At 64.7% G+C, this 19,366-nt stretch carries 17 protein-coding genes; 9 read left to right on the top strand and 8 right to left on the bottom strand.

Translation table 11 applies throughout. The features are described from left to right. Positions 1–174 precede the first annotated feature (174 nt). Both I6F24_RS28555 and I6F24_RS28550 read right to left on the bottom strand, forming a co-directional pair. On the bottom strand, positions 175–1,677 hold the full coding sequence (locus tag I6F24_RS28555; protein ID WP_225152349.1) for an NAD(P)/FAD-dependent oxidoreductase: 1,503 nt from the start codon (positions 1,675–1,677) through the stop codon (positions 175–177). A 125-nt stretch (positions 1,678–1,802) separates the two neighbouring features. Continuing rightward, on the bottom strand, positions 1,803–2,561 hold the full coding sequence (locus I6F24_RS28550) for a trypsin-like serine protease (protein ID WP_036002143.1): 759 nt from the start codon (positions 2,559–2,561) through the stop codon (positions 1,803–1,805). Positions 2,562–2,665: 104 nt separating this feature from the next. Between I6F24_RS28550 and I6F24_RS28545 the strand changes: the two genes are divergently transcribed. Next, positions 2,666–3,301, top strand: coding sequence for an HAD-IA family hydrolase (locus I6F24_RS28545; RefSeq protein WP_036002146.1), 636 nt, complete (start codon positions 2,666–2,668; stop codon positions 3,299–3,301). Between the two features lie 120 nt (positions 3,302–3,421). On the opposite strand, the gene mtnA is transcribed toward I6F24_RS28545, so the two are convergent. The 3 genes from mtnA to I6F24_RS28530 all read right to left on the bottom strand — a co-directional run bounded on the left by mtnA (position 3,422) and on the right by I6F24_RS28530 (position 5,794). Next, positions 3,422–4,528, bottom strand: coding sequence for an S-methyl-5-thioribose-1-phosphate isomerase (gene mtnA, locus I6F24_RS28540; protein WP_225141268.1), 1,107 nt, complete (start codon positions 4,526–4,528; stop codon positions 3,422–3,424). Positions 4,529–4,558: 30 nt separating this feature from the next. Beyond that, a complete protein-coding gene (locus I6F24_RS28535) occupies positions 4,559–5,434 on the bottom strand; it encodes an S-methyl-5'-thioadenosine phosphorylase (protein ID WP_057025947.1) in 876 nt (291 codons plus the stop codon). An 87-nt stretch (positions 5,435–5,521) separates the two neighbouring features. Beyond that, positions 5,522–5,794 carry a phosphopantetheine-binding protein gene (locus I6F24_RS28530; protein WP_036002155.1) on the bottom strand — a complete coding sequence of 91 codons (273 nt, stop codon included), beginning with the start codon at positions 5,792–5,794 and terminating at the stop codon, positions 5,522–5,524. Between the two features lie 359 nt (positions 5,795–6,153). Between I6F24_RS28530 and I6F24_RS28525 the strand changes: the two genes are divergently transcribed. From I6F24_RS28525 to I6F24_RS28495, 7 genes are all read left to right on the top strand, one after another. Next, complete coding sequence (locus tag I6F24_RS28525) at positions 6,154–7,371, top strand: acyl-CoA dehydrogenase family protein (protein WP_225152347.1); 1,218 nt, start codon at positions 6,154–6,156, stop codon at positions 7,369–7,371. A 56-nt stretch (positions 7,372–7,427) separates the two neighbouring features. Continuing rightward, entirely contained in the window at positions 7,428–8,408 is a 981-nt protein-coding gene (locus tag I6F24_RS28520) for an amino acid--[acyl-carrier-protein] ligase (RefSeq protein WP_225152344.1), read from the top strand. A gap of 41 nt (positions 8,409–8,449) precedes the next feature. Further along, positions 8,450–9,325 carry an acyl-CoA acyltransferase gene (locus tag I6F24_RS28515; RefSeq protein WP_036023925.1) on the top strand — a complete coding sequence of 292 codons (876 nt, stop codon included), beginning with the start codon at positions 8,450–8,452 and terminating at the stop codon, positions 9,323–9,325. Between the two features lie 229 nt (positions 9,326–9,554). Continuing rightward, positions 9,555–12,422 carry a PAS-domain containing protein gene (locus I6F24_RS28510; protein WP_225152341.1) on the top strand — a complete coding sequence of 956 codons (2,868 nt, stop codon included), beginning with the start codon at positions 9,555–9,557 and terminating at the stop codon, positions 12,420–12,422. Between the two features lie 201 nt (positions 12,423–12,623). Next, the gene (locus I6F24_RS28505) at positions 12,624–13,601 is read left to right on the top strand and encodes a tripartite tricarboxylate transporter substrate binding protein (RefSeq protein WP_036023927.1); all 978 of its coding nucleotides are present in this window, start codon (positions 12,624–12,626) and stop codon (positions 13,599–13,601) included. A gap of 183 nt (positions 13,602–13,784) precedes the next feature. Then, positions 13,785–14,270: a tripartite tricarboxylate transporter TctB family protein gene (locus I6F24_RS28500; protein ID WP_036002211.1), complete on the top strand. Its 486-nt coding sequence runs from the start codon at positions 13,785–13,787 to the stop codon at positions 14,268–14,270. Positions 14,271–14,274: 4 nt separating this feature from the next. Continuing rightward, a complete protein-coding gene (locus I6F24_RS28495) occupies positions 14,275–15,783 on the top strand; it encodes a tripartite tricarboxylate transporter permease (protein WP_036002213.1) in 1,509 nt (502 codons plus the stop codon). Positions 15,784–15,950: 167 nt separating this feature from the next. On the opposite strand, the gene I6F24_RS28490 is transcribed toward I6F24_RS28495, so the two are convergent. Continuing rightward, the gene (locus tag I6F24_RS28490) at positions 15,951–17,642 is read right to left on the bottom strand and encodes a bifunctional diguanylate cyclase/phosphodiesterase (RefSeq protein WP_109142101.1); all 1,692 of its coding nucleotides are present in this window, start codon (positions 17,640–17,642) and stop codon (positions 15,951–15,953) included. A gap of 221 nt (positions 17,643–17,863) precedes the next feature. Here I6F24_RS28490 and I6F24_RS28485 point away from each other — a divergent pair, with 221 nt between their 5' ends. Next, positions 17,864–18,124: a hypothetical protein gene (locus I6F24_RS28485; RefSeq protein WP_036002219.1), complete on the top strand. Its 261-nt coding sequence runs from the start codon at positions 17,864–17,866 to the stop codon at positions 18,122–18,124. A gap of 226 nt (positions 18,125–18,350) precedes the next feature. On the opposite strand, the gene I6F24_RS28480 is transcribed toward I6F24_RS28485, so the two are convergent. Further along, the gene (locus I6F24_RS28480; RefSeq protein ID WP_036002287.1) at positions 18,351–18,992 is read right to left on the bottom strand and encodes a hypothetical protein; all 642 of its coding nucleotides are present in this window, start codon (positions 18,990–18,992) and stop codon (positions 18,351–18,353) included. A gap of 138 nt (positions 18,993–19,130) precedes the next feature. After that, positions 19,131–19,313, bottom strand: coding sequence for a 50S ribosomal protein L32 (rpmF, locus tag I6F24_RS28475; RefSeq protein WP_007598106.1), 183 nt, complete (start codon positions 19,311–19,313; stop codon positions 19,131–19,133). Positions 19,314–19,366: the final 53 nt, after the last annotated feature.

Genomic DNA, 19,366 nt, shown 5'->3' with positions numbered 1-19,366 from the left:
AAGCGCAGCGAAGCGGAGCGCCGATCCGGGACCCATAACCCCAGGGAGTAGTTTGGCGAAGGCTCGGAGTGACCAGCTCGCTCTATAACCACCGCCTGGGAGTATGGGTCCCGGGCTCGCTTCGCGCCCCGGGACGACAGTGGCGATCGCTAACCTCGCCTTACATCGGCATCGTCAACTGTACACAAACGCCTTGTCGTCCAGGTCCGTCTTCGGGATCTCGTCCTTCTCGGTCCAGTAATCCTGGCTGTGCTGCCATTCCGGCTTGTCGCCGCGCTTGGGCAGCAGGTTCATGTTGCGCATCATGTAGCCGGGGTTGAAGTTTTCCGGATCGATCCAGGGCAGGATCGGCATGTTGTGGTCTTCAGGTCGCAGCTTGACCTCGACCTTCTTTGCACCCTTCGCCTTCATGTGCCCGAGCAGCCGGCTAACGAAATCGGCGACGAGATCGACGCGCAGCGTCCAGCTGGCGCGGAAATAGCCGAACACCCAGACCATGTTCGGCACGCCCGTGAACATCATGCCGCGATAGGTGACTGTGTCGCCGAAGGCGAGCGGCTTGCCGTCGATCTCGAAGGCGATATCGCCGAGCGCGGCAAGATTGAAGCCGGTCGCTGTGACGACGACATCGGCCTCAAGCAGCTTGCCGGACTTGAGCTGGATGCCATTCTCGACGAAGCATTCGATCTCGTCGGTGACGACGGAGGCCTTGCCGCTGGCGATGCCCTTGAACAAATCGGCATCCGGCACGAAGGCAATGCGCTGCCGCCAGGGCCGGTATTTTGGCGTGAAATGGGTCTCGACGTCGTAGTCGGGACCGAGCACGGCGCTGATCTGGCCGATCAGCTCCTTCTTCACCTGCTCGGGCTTGGACACGCAGAGCTTGGTGAACGCATCCTGCTCGAACAGGATCTTGCGCCGCACGATCTCGTGGATCCAGGCTTCGTCGACCTGCAGCCGGCGCAGCTCCTCCGCGATCTCGATGGCGTTGCGGCCGAGGCGGAAATAGGTCGGCGAGCGCTGCAGCATGGTGACATGGGCGCACTTGTCGGTGATGTTCGGCACCAGCGTTGCCGCGGTCGCGCCCGAGCCGATCACGACGACCTTCTTGTTCGTGAGGTCGATATCGTCGGGCCAGGTCTGGGGATGGACGATGCGGCCCTTGAAACGGTCCATGCCCTTCCATTCCGGCGTGTAGCCTTCGGAATGGCGATAATAGCCCTGGCACATCCAGAGGAAGTTCGCCGTGAAGGTCCTGGGCTCGCCGGTGTCGGTCGTCACGGCGTCGATGGTCCAGAGATTCTGCTCGCTCGACCAGCTCGCGGAATTGATCTTGTGCTTGTAGCGAATGTGCCGCGCGATATCGTTGTCGTCGATCACCTCCTTCATATAGGAGAGGATCTCTTCGGCGGTCGCAATCGGCGGGCCGACCCAAGGCTTGAAGCTGTAGCCGAAAGTGTGGAGATCGCTGTCGGAGCGAATACCGGGATAGCGATGTGTGCTCCAGGTGCCGCCGAATGTTTCCTGCGTCTCCAGGATGACGTAGCTCGTGCCCGGCAGCTGCTTCTGGATGTGATAGGCGCTACCGATGCCGGAGATGCCGGCGCCGACGATCAGCACGTCGAAATGTTCAGAAGCCTGTTTGGCCGTGGCGTGACTGCGAACAGCGACATTCATTGTTGCTTCTATGCCTTGCTTGTCTTTGTGGCCGTCCTTGATTGGACGGCGCGTTTCCTCCGCGACGGGCATGATCACCCGCCGCGCCTCCGCTTCAAAATGACATAGATCAAGTCGCGGTCAAATCACAGTGCCGCACCCCAGCTCCGCGCGGTCTGCACGATCCAGTCGCGATAGAGCGTCAGCGGCGTCACGCCGGTCAAGCCGCCGCAACCGGCGGCGCCGTTCGGTCCTGTCGACCAGCTGATGAGGCCGACGAGCACGGGACCGTTCGACCTGTCCTCGAACACGGGGCCGCCGGAATCGCCGGTGCAGGCGCCAATTCCGCCGCGAACACCGTTGGTTACGGGATCGACCAGACGAATCTGCAGCGTGCCGGGCTGCCCGGTTGCAACGAGGCCGGCCACGCGCGTGGTGCCGCCGCTCTTGCCATCACCGAGAACCGTGACGCCGATGCCGGCGACGACGAAGCGACTGCCGACCTGAATTGGAATCGTGGGCATGCCGACCGTCACCGTGGATTTTCCCTTCAGTGGAATTTCCAACTGCAGCAGCGCCACGTCGGCGGTGGCGCGATGCGCCTGCATCGCCTGCATGTTGAAGTTCGGATGGATCGCGACGGTGCGCACGTTCAGCAATTGCGGCTGGCCGTCGCCGCCGCGATCGACCACCTTGTAATCCGCGCCCGGCTGCACGCAATGGGCGACCGTCAACACCAGCCTCGGGGCGATCAGACTGCCGGTGCAGAAATTGCCGCGCGAGCCGACGATGGTGACGACGGCGCGGGCGACGCCATCTGCCTGCGGCGTGCCGCCGCCGACGATGGCGTGAGCGGGCGCAGCGAGCAGCAGCGTAGCTGCGATGAGGGTGGCAAGCTTCTTCATGGGAACACGCATCGGCATCGATGAAGGCGGGCGATTGCTTCGGACTGGCTCTTGCCGATAGCGCATGCTAGCCCTCTTGGAAAGCAATTGACGAGGGCAGGACATTGGCGATCGAGGCGGTGATCTTTGATTTCGGCGGCGTGCTGACGAGCTCGCCCTTCGAGGCGTTCACGCGGTTCGAGACCGAGCGCGGCCTGCCCGCCGATATCATCCGGCGCACCAACGCCGCCAATCATCTGGAAAACGCCTGGGCCAAATTCGAGCGGGCCGAGGTCGACATCGAGACGTTCGACGCATTGTTCGCCGCCGAATCGCTCGCGCTCGGTGCGGAGGTGCGCGGCCGAGACGTGCTGCCGCTGCTGCAGGGCGATCTGCGCCCGGAGATGGTCGAGGCCCTGAAGCGCATCAAGGCGCAATTCAAGACCGGCTGCATCACCAACAATCTGCCGGCCAACGCGATCGGCAGCATGACGGGACGTTCTCTCTACATCGCCGAAGTCATGGTGCTGTTCGATCACGTCATCGAATCCGCCAAGATCGGTCTGCGCAAACCCGATCCACGCATCTACCAGATGATGGTCGAGACGCTGAAGGTCGACCCGAACAATTGCGTCTATCTCGACGATCTCGGCGTCAACCTGAAGCCGGCGCGTCAGATGGGCATGACCACGATCAAGGTGACGAGCGGGGCGCAGGCGATTGCGGAGCTGGAGACGGCGACCGGGCTGAAGCTGGGGTAGTTCGACATACGCCGTCATTGCGAGCGCAGCGAAGCAATCCAGAGTCTTTCCGCGGAGGGAGTCTGGATTGCTTCGCTGCGCTCGCAATGACGGTTGTGGCGAGATATCGCCCAACCAAATCTACTTCGCCGCAGCAGAGGTCCGCTCCGGAAACGCCGCGGCCAGCGCCGCACGATCCGGCTTCAGCACCCCGCGCTCGGTGATGAGACCGGTGACGAGCCGCGCCGGGGTCACGTCGAAGGCGTAGTTCGCGACCGGCGAGTTTTCGGGCACGATGCGCACCGTCTCCAGCCGGCCATCGGCAGTGCGGCCGGTCATGTCGGTGACCTCCACGCCGCTGCGCTGCTCGATCGGGATGTCGCGGATGCCGTCATGAACGGCGAAATCGATCGTCGGCGACGGCAGCGCGACGTAGAACGGCACGCCGTTGTCATGCGCGGCAAGCGCCTTCAGGTAAGTGCCGATCTTGTTGCAGACGTCGCCATTGGCGGCGACGCGGTCGGTGCCGACGATGGCGAGATCGACCATGCCGTGCTGCATCAGATGTCCGCCGGTATTGTCCGGGATCACCGTGTGCGGCACGCCGTGATGGCCAAGCTCCCAGGCCGTGAGCGAGGCGCCCTGGTTGCGCGGACGCGTCTCGTCGACCCAGACATGGACCTTGATGCCGCGCTCATGCGCAAGATAGATCGGCGCCGTCGCCGTGCCCCAGTCGACGGTGGCGAGCCAGCCGGCGTTGCAATGGGTCAGCACGTTGACCACTTCGCCCGGCTTCTTCGCCGCGGTCGCCTCGATCAGCTTCAGGCCGTTGTCGGCAATGCCGCGATTGATCTCGACGTCCTGCTCGGCGATCTCGTCGGCGCGCGCATAGGCCGCTTCCGCCCGCTCCACCGGGTCGATCGGCGCGAGCGCCGCGCGCATCTCGTCCAGCGCCCATTTCAGATTGATCGCGGTCGGCCGCGCCACGACCAGCGTGTCATAAGCGCGTTGCAGCCCGGCGTCGGAAGCGTCCTCGCGCATCGCGAGCGCCATGCCGTAGGCGGCGGTGGCGCCGATCAGCGGCGCGCCGCGCACAAGCATGTCGCGTATAGCAACGGCCGCATCTTCACACGAAGTCAGCCGCGCAATGACGAATTCATGCGGCAGCCGGCGCTGATCGATCGCGCCGACCGACCAGCCGTCGCGCTCGCGCCAGATGCTGCGGAAATGCTTGCCGTCGACCTTCATGGCATTCTGCCTTTTCGTTTTTCTTGCGTCTCACGCTCGCAGGATGCGCCCGGCCACCGCATCGAGCTTCTTCAGGAGCTCGGGATCGCGCGCCTCGGGTGCCGTGATCAGCGCGGTGTCGAGCGCACGGTCCGAACCGATCGGGCACGGCTCGTGCTCACGCGGAAAATCCTTGGCCAACCGCGCCACCAGCGCCTTCGCCTTGTCGGCGTTCGAATTCAGCACGCGGATGATGTCCTGCACAGTGACCGCATCGTGGTCGGGATGCCAGCAGTCGAAATCCGTCACCATTGCGACGGTGGCGTAACAGATCTCCGCCTCACGGGCGAGCTTGGCTTCGGGCATATTGGTCATGCCGATCACCGAGTAGCCCAGCGTCTTGTAGGTCATGCTTTCGGCGTAAGTGGAGAATTGCGGCCCTTCCATGCAGACATAAGTGCCGCCGCGCGCGATCGCGATGCCTTCGGCTTCCGCGGCGGCCGCCAGATGGATGCGCAGCCGCGGCGAGACCGGGTGCGCCATCGACACATGCGCGACGCAGCCGCGGCCGAAGAACGAGCTCTCGCGCTTGTGAGTGCGATCGACGAATTGATCGACGAGAACGAAGGTCCCAGGGGGCAGTTCCTCCCTGAAGGAGCCGCAGGCCGAGAGCGAGATCAAATCGGTGACGCCGGCGCGCTTCAGCACGTCGATGTTGGCGCGATAATTGATGTCGGAGGGGGACAGCCGGTGCCCCTTGTCATGCCGGGGCAGGAACACGATCGGCAGGCCAGCGATGGAGCCACGCCTTAAAGGAGCCGACGGCTCGCCCCAGGGGCTCTCGATCACCTCTTCGCGCGCACCCTCTAAGCCGGGCAGGTCATAGATGCCCGAGCCGCCGATGATGCCCAATACCGCCTGCGTCATGCCTGCTCCACCCTGTCCGCCAAATGTGACATGGTTAAGCTATGCCAGTTTTGCGGCGGATTTGGAACGGGGGGAGATGCGCCCCTGTTAAGCCGCGGTCGCCGGCTGGAGCTGCATCGCGACCATCCGCTCCAGCGTCTCGACGGACTGGAAATTCTCCGGCGTGATCTCGGACTGCGGAATGGTGAAGTCGAATTCGGCCTCGACGCCGAGCATGAGATTGACCATGTCCATCGAGGTCAGGCCGATATCGACGAGCTTGGCCGAAGGCGTAACGTTCGCGGTGAGCGAATTCTGTTCGAGGATGCCCTTCACCAGCTTGATGATGCGATTGCGCAAAACGGTATCAAAGGCCTGCATCGGCAAATTCCCATCTGACTATCGGAGGCGGACCGGACTGCCGGCTACGATGGGTGCGGGCTGCCGGTCCTGCAATGGGCGGCACCAATACTTCGCGTTTCTTAGTAAACGATGACTCAGATTGTCGGAAATCCAACCTTCTTCCAGAGTCCTAACGCGATGCCGGAAAATCCGGCGATGCGAACAACCGGACCTTAACTGTTCGTTCGGAATTGGGTTTTGTTTACCCTCTATTTCATCGACGAATTTGAATTAAATCCGTAGCCTCGTCTCACAAGCAAAGATGGCTGGAGGATCGCCTCAAGCGGCATCGCGAATGATGCCGGCGATCTCGAACGGCAAACCGGAGGCGGACGAGCATGAACGTGCGTGAAGCAGTCCTCACTGTCGACGAAATGCAGGCGAGCTTTCTCGAGCAGGGTCCCTCCCTGATCGAGCGCGCCGCCCGGACCGCCGCAGCGGCCGCGGCCGACGCCGACGAGGTCGATCGCGACGCCCGCTTCCCGCACCGGGCTTTCGACGTCGCACGCGAGCAGAAGCTGCTCGGCGTGATGATTCCGGTCGAGTTCGGCGGCTTCGGCGCCTCGATCCATGACGTCACCGACATCTGCTACACGCTCGGACGCGCCTGCGCGTCCACGGCGATGATCTACGCGATGCACCAGACCAAGGTCGCCTGCGTCATCAGGCACGGCCATGGCATCCCCTGGATGGAGACCATGATGCGCCGGGTCGCCCGCGACCAGTGGCTGCTCGCCTCCTCCACCACCGAAGGCCAGAACGGCGGCAACATCCGCGCCAGCGCGGCTGCGGTCGACCATGCCGGCGATACCGTCTCGCTGGTGCGCGACGCCACCGTGATCTCCTACGGCGCCGAAGCCGATGGCCTCGTCACCATCGCCCGCCGCGCCACCGAAGCCGCCGCCTCCGACCAGGTGCTGCTGGCGCTCGCCAAGGACGATTATTCGCTGAAGCGGACGCTGGGCTGGGAAACGCTCGGCATGCGCGGCACCTGCTCGACCGGGTTCGAGCTGAAGGTCGACTGCCCCGCCGACCGCATCTTCCCGGAATCCTATGACAAGATCCACGCCCAGACCATGACGCCATTCGCGCATCTGTGCTGGTCGTCGGCCTGGGCCGGCATCGCCGCTGCGGCGGTGACGCGCGCGCAGGCCTTCATCCGCAAGGCGGCCCGCTCGTCCGGCGGACAGATGCCCCCGGCCGCGGCGCACTTCACCGCCGCCAAGATGTCGCTGGCCAAGCTGCGCGCGCTGATATCAGCCAATAACGACGCTTTCGCCCGCGTCGAGCACGACGAGCGTGCTCTGAGCTCGCTCGACTTCCAGTCCTCGATCACGCTCTTGAAGGTGCAGGCCTCCGAGCTCGCGGTCGAGACCGTGATGCACGCGATGCGCACCGCGGGACTTGCCGGCTATCGCAACGACGGCGAGTTCACGATGGGCCGCCACCTCCGCGACGTGCTGTCGTCGCCGATCATGATCAACAACGACCGGATCCTGGCCAATGCCGCGACGTCGACATTGATGAGCGGGGTGCCGGCGAGCCTTCGCGACTGACGTAGCTCCGCGGCCGATTCAACAAGAACAATTTTGAGATAGCAGGACATCGAACCATGAATATTGCCGTCCTCCCCGACTCGCCCACCACCGCGCCGCAAATGATCGATCCGCTCGATCATCTCGCCGACAAGCTGTTCCACCGCATGGGCGCCGATGGCGTCTATGCCCGCACCGCCCTCTATGAGGGCATCGTCGAGAAGCTCGCCGCGCTGATCACCGGTCATCGCGAGGCCGGCACCGAGGTGATGCGCTTCCCGCCGGTGATGAGCCGCTCGCAGCTGGAGAAGTCCGGCTATCTCAAGAGCTTTCCCAACCTGCTCGGCTGCGTCTGCGGCCTGCACGGCACCGAACGCGAGATCAACGCCGCGGTGAGCCGCTTCGATGCCGGCGGCGACTGGACGACTTCGCTGTCGCCGGCTGATCTCGTGCTGTCGCCGGCCGCCTGCTATCCGGTCTATCCGATCGCGGCGAGCCGCGGCCCATTGCCGAAGGGCGGGCTGCGCTTCGACGTTGCCGCGGATTGCTTCCGCCGCGAGCCGTCGAAGCATCTCGACCGGCTGCAATCGTTCCGCATGCGCGAATATGTCTGCATCGGCAGCCCCGACGATGTCGCCGATTTCCGCGAGCGCTGGATGGTGCGCGCGCAGAAGATCGCGACCGACCTCGGCCTCAGCTTCCGCGTCGACTATGCCAGCGATCCGTTCTTCGGCCGGGTCGGCCAGATGAAGGCGGTGAGCCAGAAGCAGCAGCAGCTCAAGTTCGAGCTGCTCATCCCGCTGCGCTCGGAAGAGCAGCCGACGGCGTGCATGAGCTTCAACTATCACCGCGAGCATTTCGGCACGACCTGGGGAATCCAGGACGCCAACGGCGAGCCGGCCCACACCGGCTGCGTTGCCTTCGGCATGGACCGTCTGGCCGTCGCCATGTTCCACACTCACGGTACCGATCTTTCCGCCTGGCCCGCCAAGGTGCGGGACGTCCTGAGCCTGCAGTCGCCTGTCGCGGCCGAGGCCCATGGCGAAGGCTGGCGCTAGAGCAACGCACGAGGCCGACCATTTCCACGGGCAAGACGAGCGTGATCCATACCAAGGTCCGATGCCGCGAGATCACCGAGTCCGACGTCGATAAGATCGCGGACTTGCTGACGCGCGGCTTCGTCGGCCGTTCACGCGACTACTGGATCCAGGGTCTGCGCCGGCAGGCCTTCCGGGCCGTGCCGGAGGGCTATCCGCGCTTCGGCTACATGCTCGACGACGACGGCAGGCCGGTCGGCGTGCTGCTCTTGATCTACACCTCACGCAAGGAGGGCGAAGAGACCGCCATCCGGTGCAATTTGTCGAGCTGGTATGTCGACCCGGCCTACCGCAACTACGCGCCGCTGCTGACCAAGATCGCCCAGCGGCACAAGCACGTCACTTATTTCAACATCAGCCCGGCGCAGTGGACCTGGCCAATCATCGAGACGCAGGGCTTTCGCGCCTATTGCCGCGGCATATTCTTCTCGGTCCCTGCGCTAGCGCGCGTCCCGCGCTGGAACGAGATCGAGGTCATTCCGCCGCACGCCAAGGAGATCAAGGGGCTTTCCGAGGCGGAGACCGAGCTTTTGACGCGACATGCGCGTTACAATTGCCTCAGTCTGGTGTGCCGCACGCCGAAGGGAACCTTCCCCTTCATCCTGCAACCGGTGCGCATCCGCCGCGGTTTCATCGCACCGCCCGCCATGAAGCTGATCTATTGCCGGAGCACCGCAGAATTTGCCGAATGCGCCGGCCGCATCGGACGGCTGCTGCTGCGGCTCGGCAAGATCGCGGTGGCCGTCGATGCCAACGGTCCGGTTCCCGGTCTCGTCGGCATTTACACCGAGCGGCGCGGCCGAAAATACTTCAGGGGCCCGCACCAGCCACAGCTCGGCGACCTCACCGACACGGAGCTCGTGCTGTACGGGCCGTAGAGCAACGCCCGGCGCTGTAAATCTGTACGAGCGGAGCGGGAATATCGCCGCGCTCGTCCGGAGCTACGGCCTATCGCCTTGGCAGCGGGCCGTTTACGCGTGCGCTCACCATCGCCGGTCATCCTCCGTAAACTACAGCGCTTAAGGGAATTTTCCGGCCTGTTCGCTAGCCTCGGCGGCTGAATTAGGTTGCATTCAGTCTATTGCTGGCCGAGGCCCCACCGACCCCATGATGTCGACCCGCGACAGCGAGCTTGGTACAGGCCGTGAGCAGGGCCCAGGCGCCCTGGTCGCGCTGAGCCAGCTTGCGCTCGACCACATGGAACAGGGCGTCTGCGTCTACGATGCCGACAACCGGATCGTGGTGACGAACCAGCGCTATCTCACGCTGTTCGACATGTCGGCCGAAATCGTGCGGGTCGGCACCAGCTATTGCGAGGTGCTCGCGCACAGCGCAAGCCGCGGCAACTTTCCGCAAGACCAGCTCGACGCGTTGTATTCGAGGCGGATGGCGCAGATCGCCGCGGGCAAGCCGTTCCGCACCGAGCAAATGCTGGCGAGCGGCCTCGTTATGTCGCTCGAGCTGAAGCCGCTCCCCGGCGGCGGCTGGATGACGATCTGCGATGACGTCACCCGCCTCGCCCGGCTCGAAGCGGAACTGCGCGTGCAGACCGAGCGCAGCCAGCACGCGCTCGCCAACATGTCGCACGGACTGATCATGTACGACGTCGACAGCCGTGTCGTCGTCTGCAACGAACGGTTCCTGAAGCTCTACAACCTCGACCCCGAGATCGTGAAGCCGGGCGTCGCGCATTCCACGGTGATCGAGCACTGGATGTCGCGCGGCAACCTGCCGGGCATGTCGGGCGACGAATTCTACCAGAACCGGCTGGAGGACGTGCGCACTAGGAAGCCGAAGACGCTGCTGGTGATGCGCTACGACGGACGGATGGTGCAGGCGGTCTCCCGCTTCCTTCCCGACGGCGGCTGGGTGACGGTGCACGAGGACGTCACGGAGCGGCTGCAATACGAGGAAACGCTGCGGCAGCAGAATTTCATCCTCGATGCGGCGCTGGAGAACATGGCCCACGGGCTCGCCTTCTTCGACAGCGACATGCGGCTTCGGGTCTGCAACTCCACCTACCTCAAGATCTACCTGTTGTCGCCGGAGGAGACCCGCCCCGGCACCCACCTCGCCGAGCTGATCGAGCGATCCATGGCGAACGGCGCGTTCTCCCCGGAATACAGCCCGCAGCAGATCCTCAAAGCCGCCCGCGCGCGGATCGCAAGCCGTGATTCCTCGCCGATGCGCCGGCGCATGTCGAACGACACGGTGATCTCGGTGCGCTATTGCGCGCTGGCCGAAGGCGGCTTCGTCGCCACCTATGAGGACATTACCGAGCGCGAGCGTGCGATCGAGGAGCTGAGCGAGCAGTACCGCCGGTTCGACGCTGCCCTGAACAACATGAGCCAGGGCCTGTGCATGCTCGACGCCAGCCTGCGCGTGATCGTCTGCAACCGCCGCTACATCGAGATGTATGGATTGTCGCCGGAGACCGTGAAGCCAGGCGTCTCGATGCGCGACATCATGGAGCACGCCTGCGAGCTCGGCATCCATCCGAACATGACCGGCGCCAAGCTCTATGCCGACTACGTCGAGAGGCTGCGCGAGGGCGAGCACACGCTGCACCGCCATTTGAACGACGGCCGCATCATCAAGCTCAACCACAAGCGGATGGAGCATGGTGGCTGGGTCGTGACCTATGAGGACGTCACCGAGCGCCACAAGGCCCAGGCCCGGGTGGCGCACATGGCGCGGCACGATTCGCTCACCGACCTGCCCAACCGCACGCTGTTCCGCGAGAAGATGGGCGAGGGGCTGAACCAGGTCGCGATCGCCGGCGGCGCCATGGCCGTGCTGTGCTTCGACCTCGACAATTTCAAGACCGTCAACGACCGCCTCGGCCACGCCGCCGGCGACCGCCTGCTGCGCTGGGTCGCGGCGCGCCTCAAGGAGAATGTCGGCGAGCACGACACCGTCGCGCGGCTTGGCGGCGACGAGTTCGCCGTGCTCCAGCGCGGGCCGCAGCCGCAATCGGCCGAGGCGCTCGCCCGCCGCCTGGTCGAGATCATCGGTCATCCGCCGCCGCTGGAAAGCCAGTCGATCCATGTCGGCGTCTCCGTCGGCATCGCGATCGCGCCCGATCACGGACTCGATGCCGATGAGCTGATGAAATGCGCCGACCTCGCGCTCTACCAGGCCAAGGCCAAGGGGCGCGGAGCCTATCAGTTGTTCGAGCCCGAGATGGAGGAACAGGCGCGCAGCCGGCACGCGCTGGAGCAGGACCTGGTCGGCGCGCTGGAAGGGCGTGAATTCCACCTGGTGTTTCAACCGCAGATGCGGCTCGATTCCTCCGAGCTCACCGGCTTCGAGGCATTGCTGCGCTGGAAGCATCCCTCGCGCGGCTTCGTCTCTCCGGCCGAGTTCATCCCGATTGCGGAGGAGAACGGGCTGATCGTTCCGATCGGCGAATGGGTGCTGCGCACGGCCTGCGCCACCGCCGCGTCCTGGCCCGGCGTCACCGTCGCGGTGAACCTGTCTCCGGTGCAATTCCGCTCCCGCGGCCTGGTGGCGATGGTCACGAGCGCGCTTGCGGAAGCCGGCCTGCCGCCGCAGCGGCTCGAGCTCGAGGTCACCGAGACGGCGCTGCTCGACGACAGCAAGGCGACCATCGACATCCTGCACCAGCTCCGCGCGCTCGGGGTGCGCGTCAGCCTCGACGATTTCGGGGTCGGCTATTCCTCCCTGAGCTATCTGCGCAAGTTTCCATTCGACCGCATCAAGATCGACCGCTCCTTCGTCGGCACGCTCGGCGAAAGCCCGGAGAGCGTTGCCATCGTCAGAACGATCGCGAGCCTCGGCTCCGTGCTCGGCGTCGAGACCACGGCGGAGGGCGTGGAAACCGAGGAACAGCTCGACTTCGTCCGCGAATGCGGCTGCACCGCGGTCCAAGGCTATTATTTCGGCAAGCCGTGTCTCGCCTCGGAAGTCGGCCGCACCATCGAGACGCTGAACACGGTCCGGCGGGTGGCCTGACCGCTTCGGCCGCTCAAATTCCGCCTCTCGGCACGCGGCCAAACGACGAATTGTCGCAGAGGTCGGCTCTGTCGGCGTTAGCTGACCGACGGCCGCACATCGATGCGCGCAACACGCTTTTCTTCTCCGTCAAATTCAGGAACAATCGCCTCGCAACGAGAGACGGCGCCCCCAGAGAGGCCGCCGCGAGGGAGGCTTTCGATGTCGGGATACGGGCTGAAGACGATTGCATTTGCCGCGGTGCACGCCGTCATGGGCTTATTGCTCTCCACGGCGGTCAATGCGCAGGACTATCCAACGAAGCCGATCACGTTGATCGTGCCTTGGCCGGCCGGCGGATCGACTGATCTCTCGATGCGCGCGATCGCCGACAGCGCCTCGAAGGTGCTGGGCCAGCCGATCGTGATCGACAACAAGGCCGGCGGCAGCGGCACGGTCGGGCCGGCGACGATGGCGGCGGCGGCGAAGCCGGACGGCTATACCATCTCGCAGATCCCGATCACCGTGTTTCGCCTGCCCTTGATGCAGGAGGTGTCGTGGGATCCGGCAAAGGATTTCACCTATATCGTCCATCTCACCGGCTACACCTTCGGCGTGACCACGAGCGCGGAATCGCAGTTCAAGAGCTGGAAGGACGTGGTGGAGTTCGCAAAGGCGAATCCGGGCAAGGTGACCTATGCCACGCCCGGCGCCGGCACCTCGCTGCATATCGGCATGGAGCAGATCGCCGCGATGTCCGGCATCAAGCTGACCCAGGTCCCTTTCAAGGGCGGCGCGGAGACCAACGCCGCCGTGCTGGGACAGCACACCATGCTGCAGGCTGATTCCACGGGATGGCGGCCGCTGGTCGACGCCGGCAAGCTGCGGCTCCTGATGGTGTGGACCGGCGCGCGCTCGCCGAACTATCCCGACGTGCCGACGCTGAAGGAGCTCGGCTATCCCATGGTCTATGATTCCCCGTTCGGCATTGCAGGACCGAAAGGGATGGATCCCAAGATCGTGGCCAAGCTGCACGACGCCTTCAAGAAGGCGGTCGAAGACCCCGCGGTGGTGGCGACGCTCGCCAAATACGACATGGTGCCGAACTACAAGAACACCGAGGATTACAAGAAATTCATCGTCGAGGTCACGGAATCCGAGCGCAAAGTGATCGAAACGCTCGGGCTCGCGAAGAAGTAAGACCGCGCTGCTTGTGTCCCGGACGCGCTGCAGCGTGCAACGCTGCTGCGCAGTGCCCCGACCCATCTTCTTCGCCCACACGCATGGGCCCCGGCTTTGCAGCGCACCTGCCATAGCACGTCGAAGACGTGCGTGAACGCAACTTGCGGTGCTGCGCTGCGTCCGGGGCACGAGAGAGAATCGATGAACGATCCAACCAACGTCAAGCTCCGCCTCAGCAACTCCGAACTCTGGGGCGGGCTGATCGGGCTCGCACTCGGCGGCTTCGTGATCTGGTCGGGCTTGAAGCTCAGGCTCGGCACCATCAACGATCCCGGCTCCGGCTATGTGCTGTTCTACACGGGCATCCTGATGTGCGTGTTCGCGAGCGCGATCATCGTCTCGGCGATCACCGAGGGTGGGCCGACGCTGGCCTCGCGCTGGGAGAACGTGCGCTGGAGCAAGCCGCTTGTCCTCATCGCCTGCCTCACTGCATTCGCGTTCGCGCTGGAGCCGCTGGGATTCCTGCTGTCATCGATCCCGCTGATGCTGCTGCTGTTGCGGCTGATCGATCCGGTGCGCTGGACGCTGGCGATTCCGATCGCGGTGCTGGTGCCATTGGGCATGTGGTGGGTGCTCAAGCGGCTGCTGTTGATCCAGTTGCCGTCAGGCCTGTTCGGGATCGGCTGACGCCATGGATACGCTTGTCAACGTGGCACATGGATTCGGCGTCGCGCTGCTGCCGGTCAACCTGCTCTATTGCTTCATCGGCGTCTTCATCGGCACGCTGGTCGGCGTGCTGCCCGGCATCGGCCCGATCTCGGCGATGTCGCTGCTGCTACCGGTGACACTGTCGGGAACGCCGGAATCCGGCATCATCATGATGGCCGGCATCTATTACGGCTCGATGTATGGCGGCTCGACCACCTCGATCCTGGTCAACATCCCCGGCGAGGCGGCCTCCGTCGTCACCTGCATCGACGGCCACCAAATGGCGAAGCAGGGCCGCGCGGGCCCCGCGCTCGGCATTGCTGCATTCGGCTCCTTCGCTGCCGGCACCTTTGCGCTGGTCGCCTTGATGTTGGTGGCGCCGAAGCTCGCCAGTCTCGCCATTGCTTTCGGCCCGGCCGAGTATTTCAGCCTGATGGTGCTCGGCCTCGTCGTGCTCACCTTCCTCACCCAGGGATCGATGCCGAAGGCATTGCTGATGGCGTGCATCGGTGTCGTGCTCGGGCTGATCGGGCTCGACAGCATCACCGCGCAGCCGCGACTGACCTTCGGCCGCATGGAGCTGATCGACGGCATCGGCCTCGTGCCCGTGGTGATGGGCCTGTTCGGCGTCGCCGAGGTGCTGCTCAACACCGAGCAGGCGATCAAGCGCGACGTCATCAACACCAGGATCACCCATCTCCTGCCGAGCAAGGAGGACTGGAAGGCGAGCGCCGGTCCGGTCGGCCGCGGCACCATCCTCGGCTTTTTCCTCGGCATCCTGCCGGGCGGCGGCGCCGTGGTCTCGTCATTCGCGTCCTACGCGCTGGAGAAGCGGCTGTCGAAGACCCCTGAAAGGTTCGGCCACGGCGCGATCGAGGGCGTCGCCGGCCCGGAATCGGCGAACAACGCCGCAGCCGGCGGCGCCTTCATTCCGCTGATGACGCTCGGCATCCCGCCGAACGTGGTGATGGCGCTGCTGCTCGGAGCCTTCGTCATTCACGGCCTGCAGCCGGGCCCGCTGATGATCACGCAGAACCCCGGCCTGTTCTGGGGCATCGTCGCCAGCATGTATATCGGCAACGTCATGCTGCTGATCCTGAACCTGCCGATGATCGGCATGTGGGTGCAGCTGCTCAAGCTGCCCTACAACATCCTGTTCCCCCTGATCATCCTGTTCACGATCCTCGGCGTCTACTGCTCGAGCAACAACGTGTTCGACGTCTATGTGATGATCGCGTTCGGGATCATCGGCTATTTCATGCGCAAGCTCGGCTACGAGCCGGCGCCACTGGTGCTGGCCTTCGTGCTGGGTCCGATGATGGAGAACAATTTGCGCAAGTCGCTGATCCTGTCGCAGGGCGATCTCTGGACCTTCGTGCAGCGGCCGATCTCGGCAGTGTGTCTTGTGTTTGCCCTGGTGCTGCTGATCGCGCCGCTGCTGCCGTCGCTGCGTAAGAAGCGCGAGCTGGTGGCGCTGGACGAGGGGGCGTGAGAAGATCTCGTAGTCGGTAGGGTGGATTAGCCGAAGGCGTAATCCACCGCTTCTCTCTCGACGCGGAGAGTAAAGTGGTGGGTTACGCCTTCGGCTAACCCACCGCGCTACCCTGTTGCATTAAGGCACGAAACCTCTTGACCAAGGCTAGGAGGTCCTACGGCATCTCAGCCCGCCGCAGGCAGCGCATCCGACGGCAGGCCCCACGGGCGCTCCGCCGATGCCAGTCCGATCAGGCGGCCCTGGATGTAGTCGCAGCCCCAGTCGCGCAACATGTTTGCGGCTTCGTCGTCCTGCACCCATTCGGCGACGGTCTTGATGTCGAGGCGGCGGGCGAGGTCGATCAGGGTCTGCACGAAGGCGCGGTCGTCGGCGGAATGGGTGATGTTCTGCACGAAGGCGCCGTCGATCTTGACGATGTCCACGCCGAGCTTGCGCAAATTGCGGAACGAGGTGTAGCCGGCGCCGAAATCGTCGATGGCGATGCGGCTGCCGAAATGCTTGAGGCGGCTGACGAAGGCGCGGACGTCGTCGATGTCCTGGATCGCGACCGTCTCGGTGATCTCGACGATCAGCCGCTCGGCGACGCCGGGATGGGCCAGCATCAGCGATTCGATCCCCGCCCACCAGTCCGGATCCATGGTCGTATCCGGCGAGATGTTGAGGCTGAGGCAGACGTCGGGCGCCGCCGCGAGCTCGGCGACCACGAGCTCGAGCACGCGGTGATCGACCAGGCGGATCAGGCCGAGCCGTTCGGCGACCGGCACGATGTCGGGCGCGAGCAGCACCTGGCCGTCGCCCTGGTCCATCCGCACCAGGCATTCATGGAATGCGCGCTCGCGCGAGACAGCCGAGACGACGGGCTCATAGGCGAGCCTGATGCGGCGCTCGTTGAGCGCGGTGACGATCTCGTCGGTGACGCGGATGTTGACGCGGCGCTGTGCGTCGCGCGCGGCATCCGGACGCCAGGCCGCGAACGAGCCGGAGCGGCGGCGCTTGGCGGCGTCCAGCGTCTCATGGGCGCGGTTGACGGCCTCGTCGGTGTTGCGGGCATAACGCGGCAGGCTGACCGCGCCGATCGAGGCGGTGACCGAGACCGGACCGGATTTGGTCGGCACCACCTCGTCGCGGATGCCGGCGAGGAAGCGCTCGGCGGCCACGTTCATGTCGTCGACGGTGCAGTTCTTCAGGATCAGGCCGAACTTGTTGCCGGAGAAGCGCCCCAGCACGTCGCCGCCGCGCAGGCGCGCGCGAATGCGCTTGGCGACGTCGAGGATCACGGCGTCGGCGACGTCGAAGCCGAAAGCATCGTTGACGCGGGCGAGATGATCGATGCCGACCAGCATGAAGGCCGCTGTCGAGCGGAAGCGCGTGGTCTCCTCGATCGCCTCGGCCAGCGCCGCGATCAGATGCGAGCGGTTGAGCTCGCCGGTCAGCGGATCGAGCCGGGCCAGCCTGCTCAATTCCTCGTCCCGGGCGTGGCGCTCATTGTTGATGCGGACCGAGCCGATCGCTCGCGTGGGACGGCCGTCGGGACCTGCGAACCAGCGGCCGGTCTCCTCGATCCAGATCACGGGATCGGAGGCGCTCATGCGCACGCCGTACTCGATTCGGTAAGGGGTGCCGTCGGCGCCGTGCACCGGGGACGTCAGTGCCAGCGCCGCCGTCCGCAGCGTTTGCGCGGGCTCGATCAGCTTGGCGAATTCGGCGCCGGTCGAAAGCCGCTCGGCGGGAATGCCGGGGAATACGGCGCTGACCTGCTCACCCCAGACGATGGCATCGCTGGCGATGTCCCAGGCGAACACGGCCTGACCGAGCGCGGCCAGGATGTCGGAGGCTTGCGGCAATCCAGGGGTCAAAGTCGCCTCGTTTCGGGACAGTGGAGAAGTCCTGAGCCGGCACAGGATAGAGCCAGATTCGCTGCCGAACCTAGGCAAAGTTGATAAACAATTTGGAAACCACGTTTCCGAAGGCGTCGGAACCAAATCGGCCCGGCCGGCATAGGCCTTGCGAGTACAGGACTCGCGCCGGCCCCCGCGTCTCGAAACGCGACAGTTTCGCCGGATCAACGGTGATTGCGATGTTGAGTACTGATCGATCGGACGCGGCGGACAACGGCACAGGCACGGCCTTGGTGCCGCTGATGCCGACGTTGCGGTGGGTCCATAAGGTGCCCCTGCCCCGCCCCGATCCGAGCTTCGTCACACAATTGATCGCCAATGCCGAGCAGCTGCCGCAAACGAGCCGGCTCCGCCGCGCCTCCTCCGAGGATGCGCTGATGGCCTATGGCAGCAAGCGCCCGCTCGGAACCGTCAGCGCGCGCACGCGTCAGGTAGCTTAAGATTGATTGAAGTGAGAGCGCGCTTCTTACCTCTCGCCGCTTGCGGGGAGAGGTCGGATCGCCTCGGCGATGCGAAGCATCGTCCGGTGCGATCCGGGTGAGGGGGTACAGGTCCCGCGGCTATCGCATCCGCGGAGAGAGGCCCCTCACCCCAACCCACTCCCCGTAAGAACGGGGCAAGGGAGCACACTGCCGCGGCGGTGAGATGCGAGCCAATTCAGAGAAATCAGCGCGGCGGCGTGTCGGAAGACGGCGTGCCGTTCCCCGGCTGCAGCTGCGGCGAGGGAATTTCCGGCGAGGGGGCGCCCTGCACGGGCTTGGGCGCCGGGTGATCCATCAGCACGGATTCGGCGACGGATTGCGCGGTAGGTGCGGCCGGCGCCGGCTGCGGCGCGATCACCGGCTCGAACTTGCGCTCGGACTCCACGTCTTCCGCCGGCGCTTCGGCCCTGCGCTTGGCCTTACGAGGGGCCGGCACCGTGGTCTCGGCGACATAGGTGACTCGGCGGCGCGTGCGCTGGGCGATGCCAGCGAAGAAGTCCGCCATCGCCAGCAGCACCAGCAAAAAGAAGGTGGAGTTGCCGAATTTGGGCCACATCACGAATTCGGCAGCGGCCGCGCCGAAGATGATCAGCGACAGCAAATGATCCATCAGGAATTTCGAGCCCGGCCGCGCACCCTTGACCACCTCGAGCAGCAGCAGAACGATGCCGAGCGCGAGCAGGAGATCGGCGAGCGTGACCGGCCAGACCTCTCCGGACACCATAGGCACCTTGAACAGCACGTCCGTGAAGGACACGGTCGGCATCAGGAAGGCGATGATGTTGTAGACCGCGAGCGGAATCAGGAGCAGCGGGAAACCGACCATCGGCTTGATGCCTTCTCGATCAAGATATCCAGACAGAACAATGCAGCGGCGAAGCATCCGCTCCGCCGCCGTCACCGTCTATCTCATGGGTTGGCCGAATCGGGCGGGTCGATCTCCCGCCCGAGAAAGATCCTGGCTTCAGGACTCTTTCTTCTTCAGGACCTGGCGGCCCTTGTACATGCCGGTCTTGAGGTCGAGATGGTGCGGACGACGGAGCTCGCCGGAGTCCTTGTCTTCCACATAGGTCGGCTTCTTGATGGCGTCCGCCGAGCGGCGCATGCCACGGCGCGACGGCGAGGTTTTTCTTCTCGGAACGGCCATTTCAATATCCTCTAGGGATTGGTGTCATCAGGGCATCGTCCGCGAAGGGACGG

The sequence above is a fragment of the Bradyrhizobium sp. BRP23 genome (assembly GCF_020194135.1).
Lineage (GTDB): Bacteria > Pseudomonadota > Alphaproteobacteria > Rhizobiales > Xanthobacteraceae > Bradyrhizobium > Bradyrhizobium yuanmingense.
Note: the sequence above shows the minus strand (reverse complement) of the source record. Positions and strands in the feature narration are given on the sequence as shown.

What these genes read in the sequence shown, in the direction of transcription:
- I6F24_RS28555 (WP_225152349.1), bottom strand. Translation starts at nt 1,677, where the DNA reads ATGAATGTCGCTGTTCGCAGTCACGCCACGGCCAAACAGGCTTCTGAA.
- I6F24_RS28550 (WP_036002143.1), bottom strand. Translation starts at nt 2,561, where the DNA reads ATGAAGAAGCTTGCCACCCTCATCGCAGCTACGCTGCTGCTCGCTGCG.
- mtnA (WP_225141268.1), bottom strand. Translation starts at nt 4,528, where the DNA reads ATGAAGGTCGACGGCAAGCATTTCCGCAGCATCTGGCGCGAGCGCGAC.
- I6F24_RS28535 (WP_057025947.1), bottom strand. Translation starts at nt 5,434, where the DNA reads ATGACGCAGGCGGTATTGGGCATCATCGGCGGCTCGGGCATCTATGAC.
- I6F24_RS28530 (WP_036002155.1), bottom strand. Translation starts at nt 5,794, where the DNA reads ATGCAGGCCTTTGATACCGTTTTGCGCAATCGCATCATCAAGCTGGTG.
- I6F24_RS28525 (WP_225152347.1), top strand. Translation starts at nt 6,154, where the DNA reads ATGAACGTGCGTGAAGCAGTCCTCACTGTCGACGAAATGCAGGCGAGC.
- I6F24_RS28520 (WP_225152344.1), top strand. Translation starts at nt 7,428, where the DNA reads ATGAATATTGCCGTCCTCCCCGACTCGCCCACCACCGCGCCGCAAATG.
- I6F24_RS28510 (WP_225152341.1), top strand. Translation starts at nt 9,555, where the DNA reads ATGATGTCGACCCGCGACAGCGAGCTTGGTACAGGCCGTGAGCAGGGC.
- I6F24_RS28505 (WP_036023927.1), top strand. Translation starts at nt 12,624, where the DNA reads ATGTCGGGATACGGGCTGAAGACGATTGCATTTGCCGCGGTGCACGCC.
- I6F24_RS28500 (WP_036002211.1), top strand. Translation starts at nt 13,785, where the DNA reads ATGAACGATCCAACCAACGTCAAGCTCCGCCTCAGCAACTCCGAACTC.
- I6F24_RS28495 (WP_036002213.1), top strand. Translation starts at nt 14,275, where the DNA reads ATGGATACGCTTGTCAACGTGGCACATGGATTCGGCGTCGCGCTGCTG.
- I6F24_RS28485 (WP_036002219.1), top strand. Translation starts at nt 17,864, where the DNA reads ATGTTGAGTACTGATCGATCGGACGCGGCGGACAACGGCACAGGCACG.
- I6F24_RS28480 (WP_036002287.1), bottom strand. Translation starts at nt 18,992, where the DNA reads ATGGTCGGTTTCCCGCTGCTCCTGATTCCGCTCGCGGTCTACAACATC.
- rpmF (WP_007598106.1), bottom strand. Translation starts at nt 19,313, where the DNA reads ATGGCCGTTCCGAGAAGAAAAACCTCGCCGTCGCGCCGTGGCATGCGC.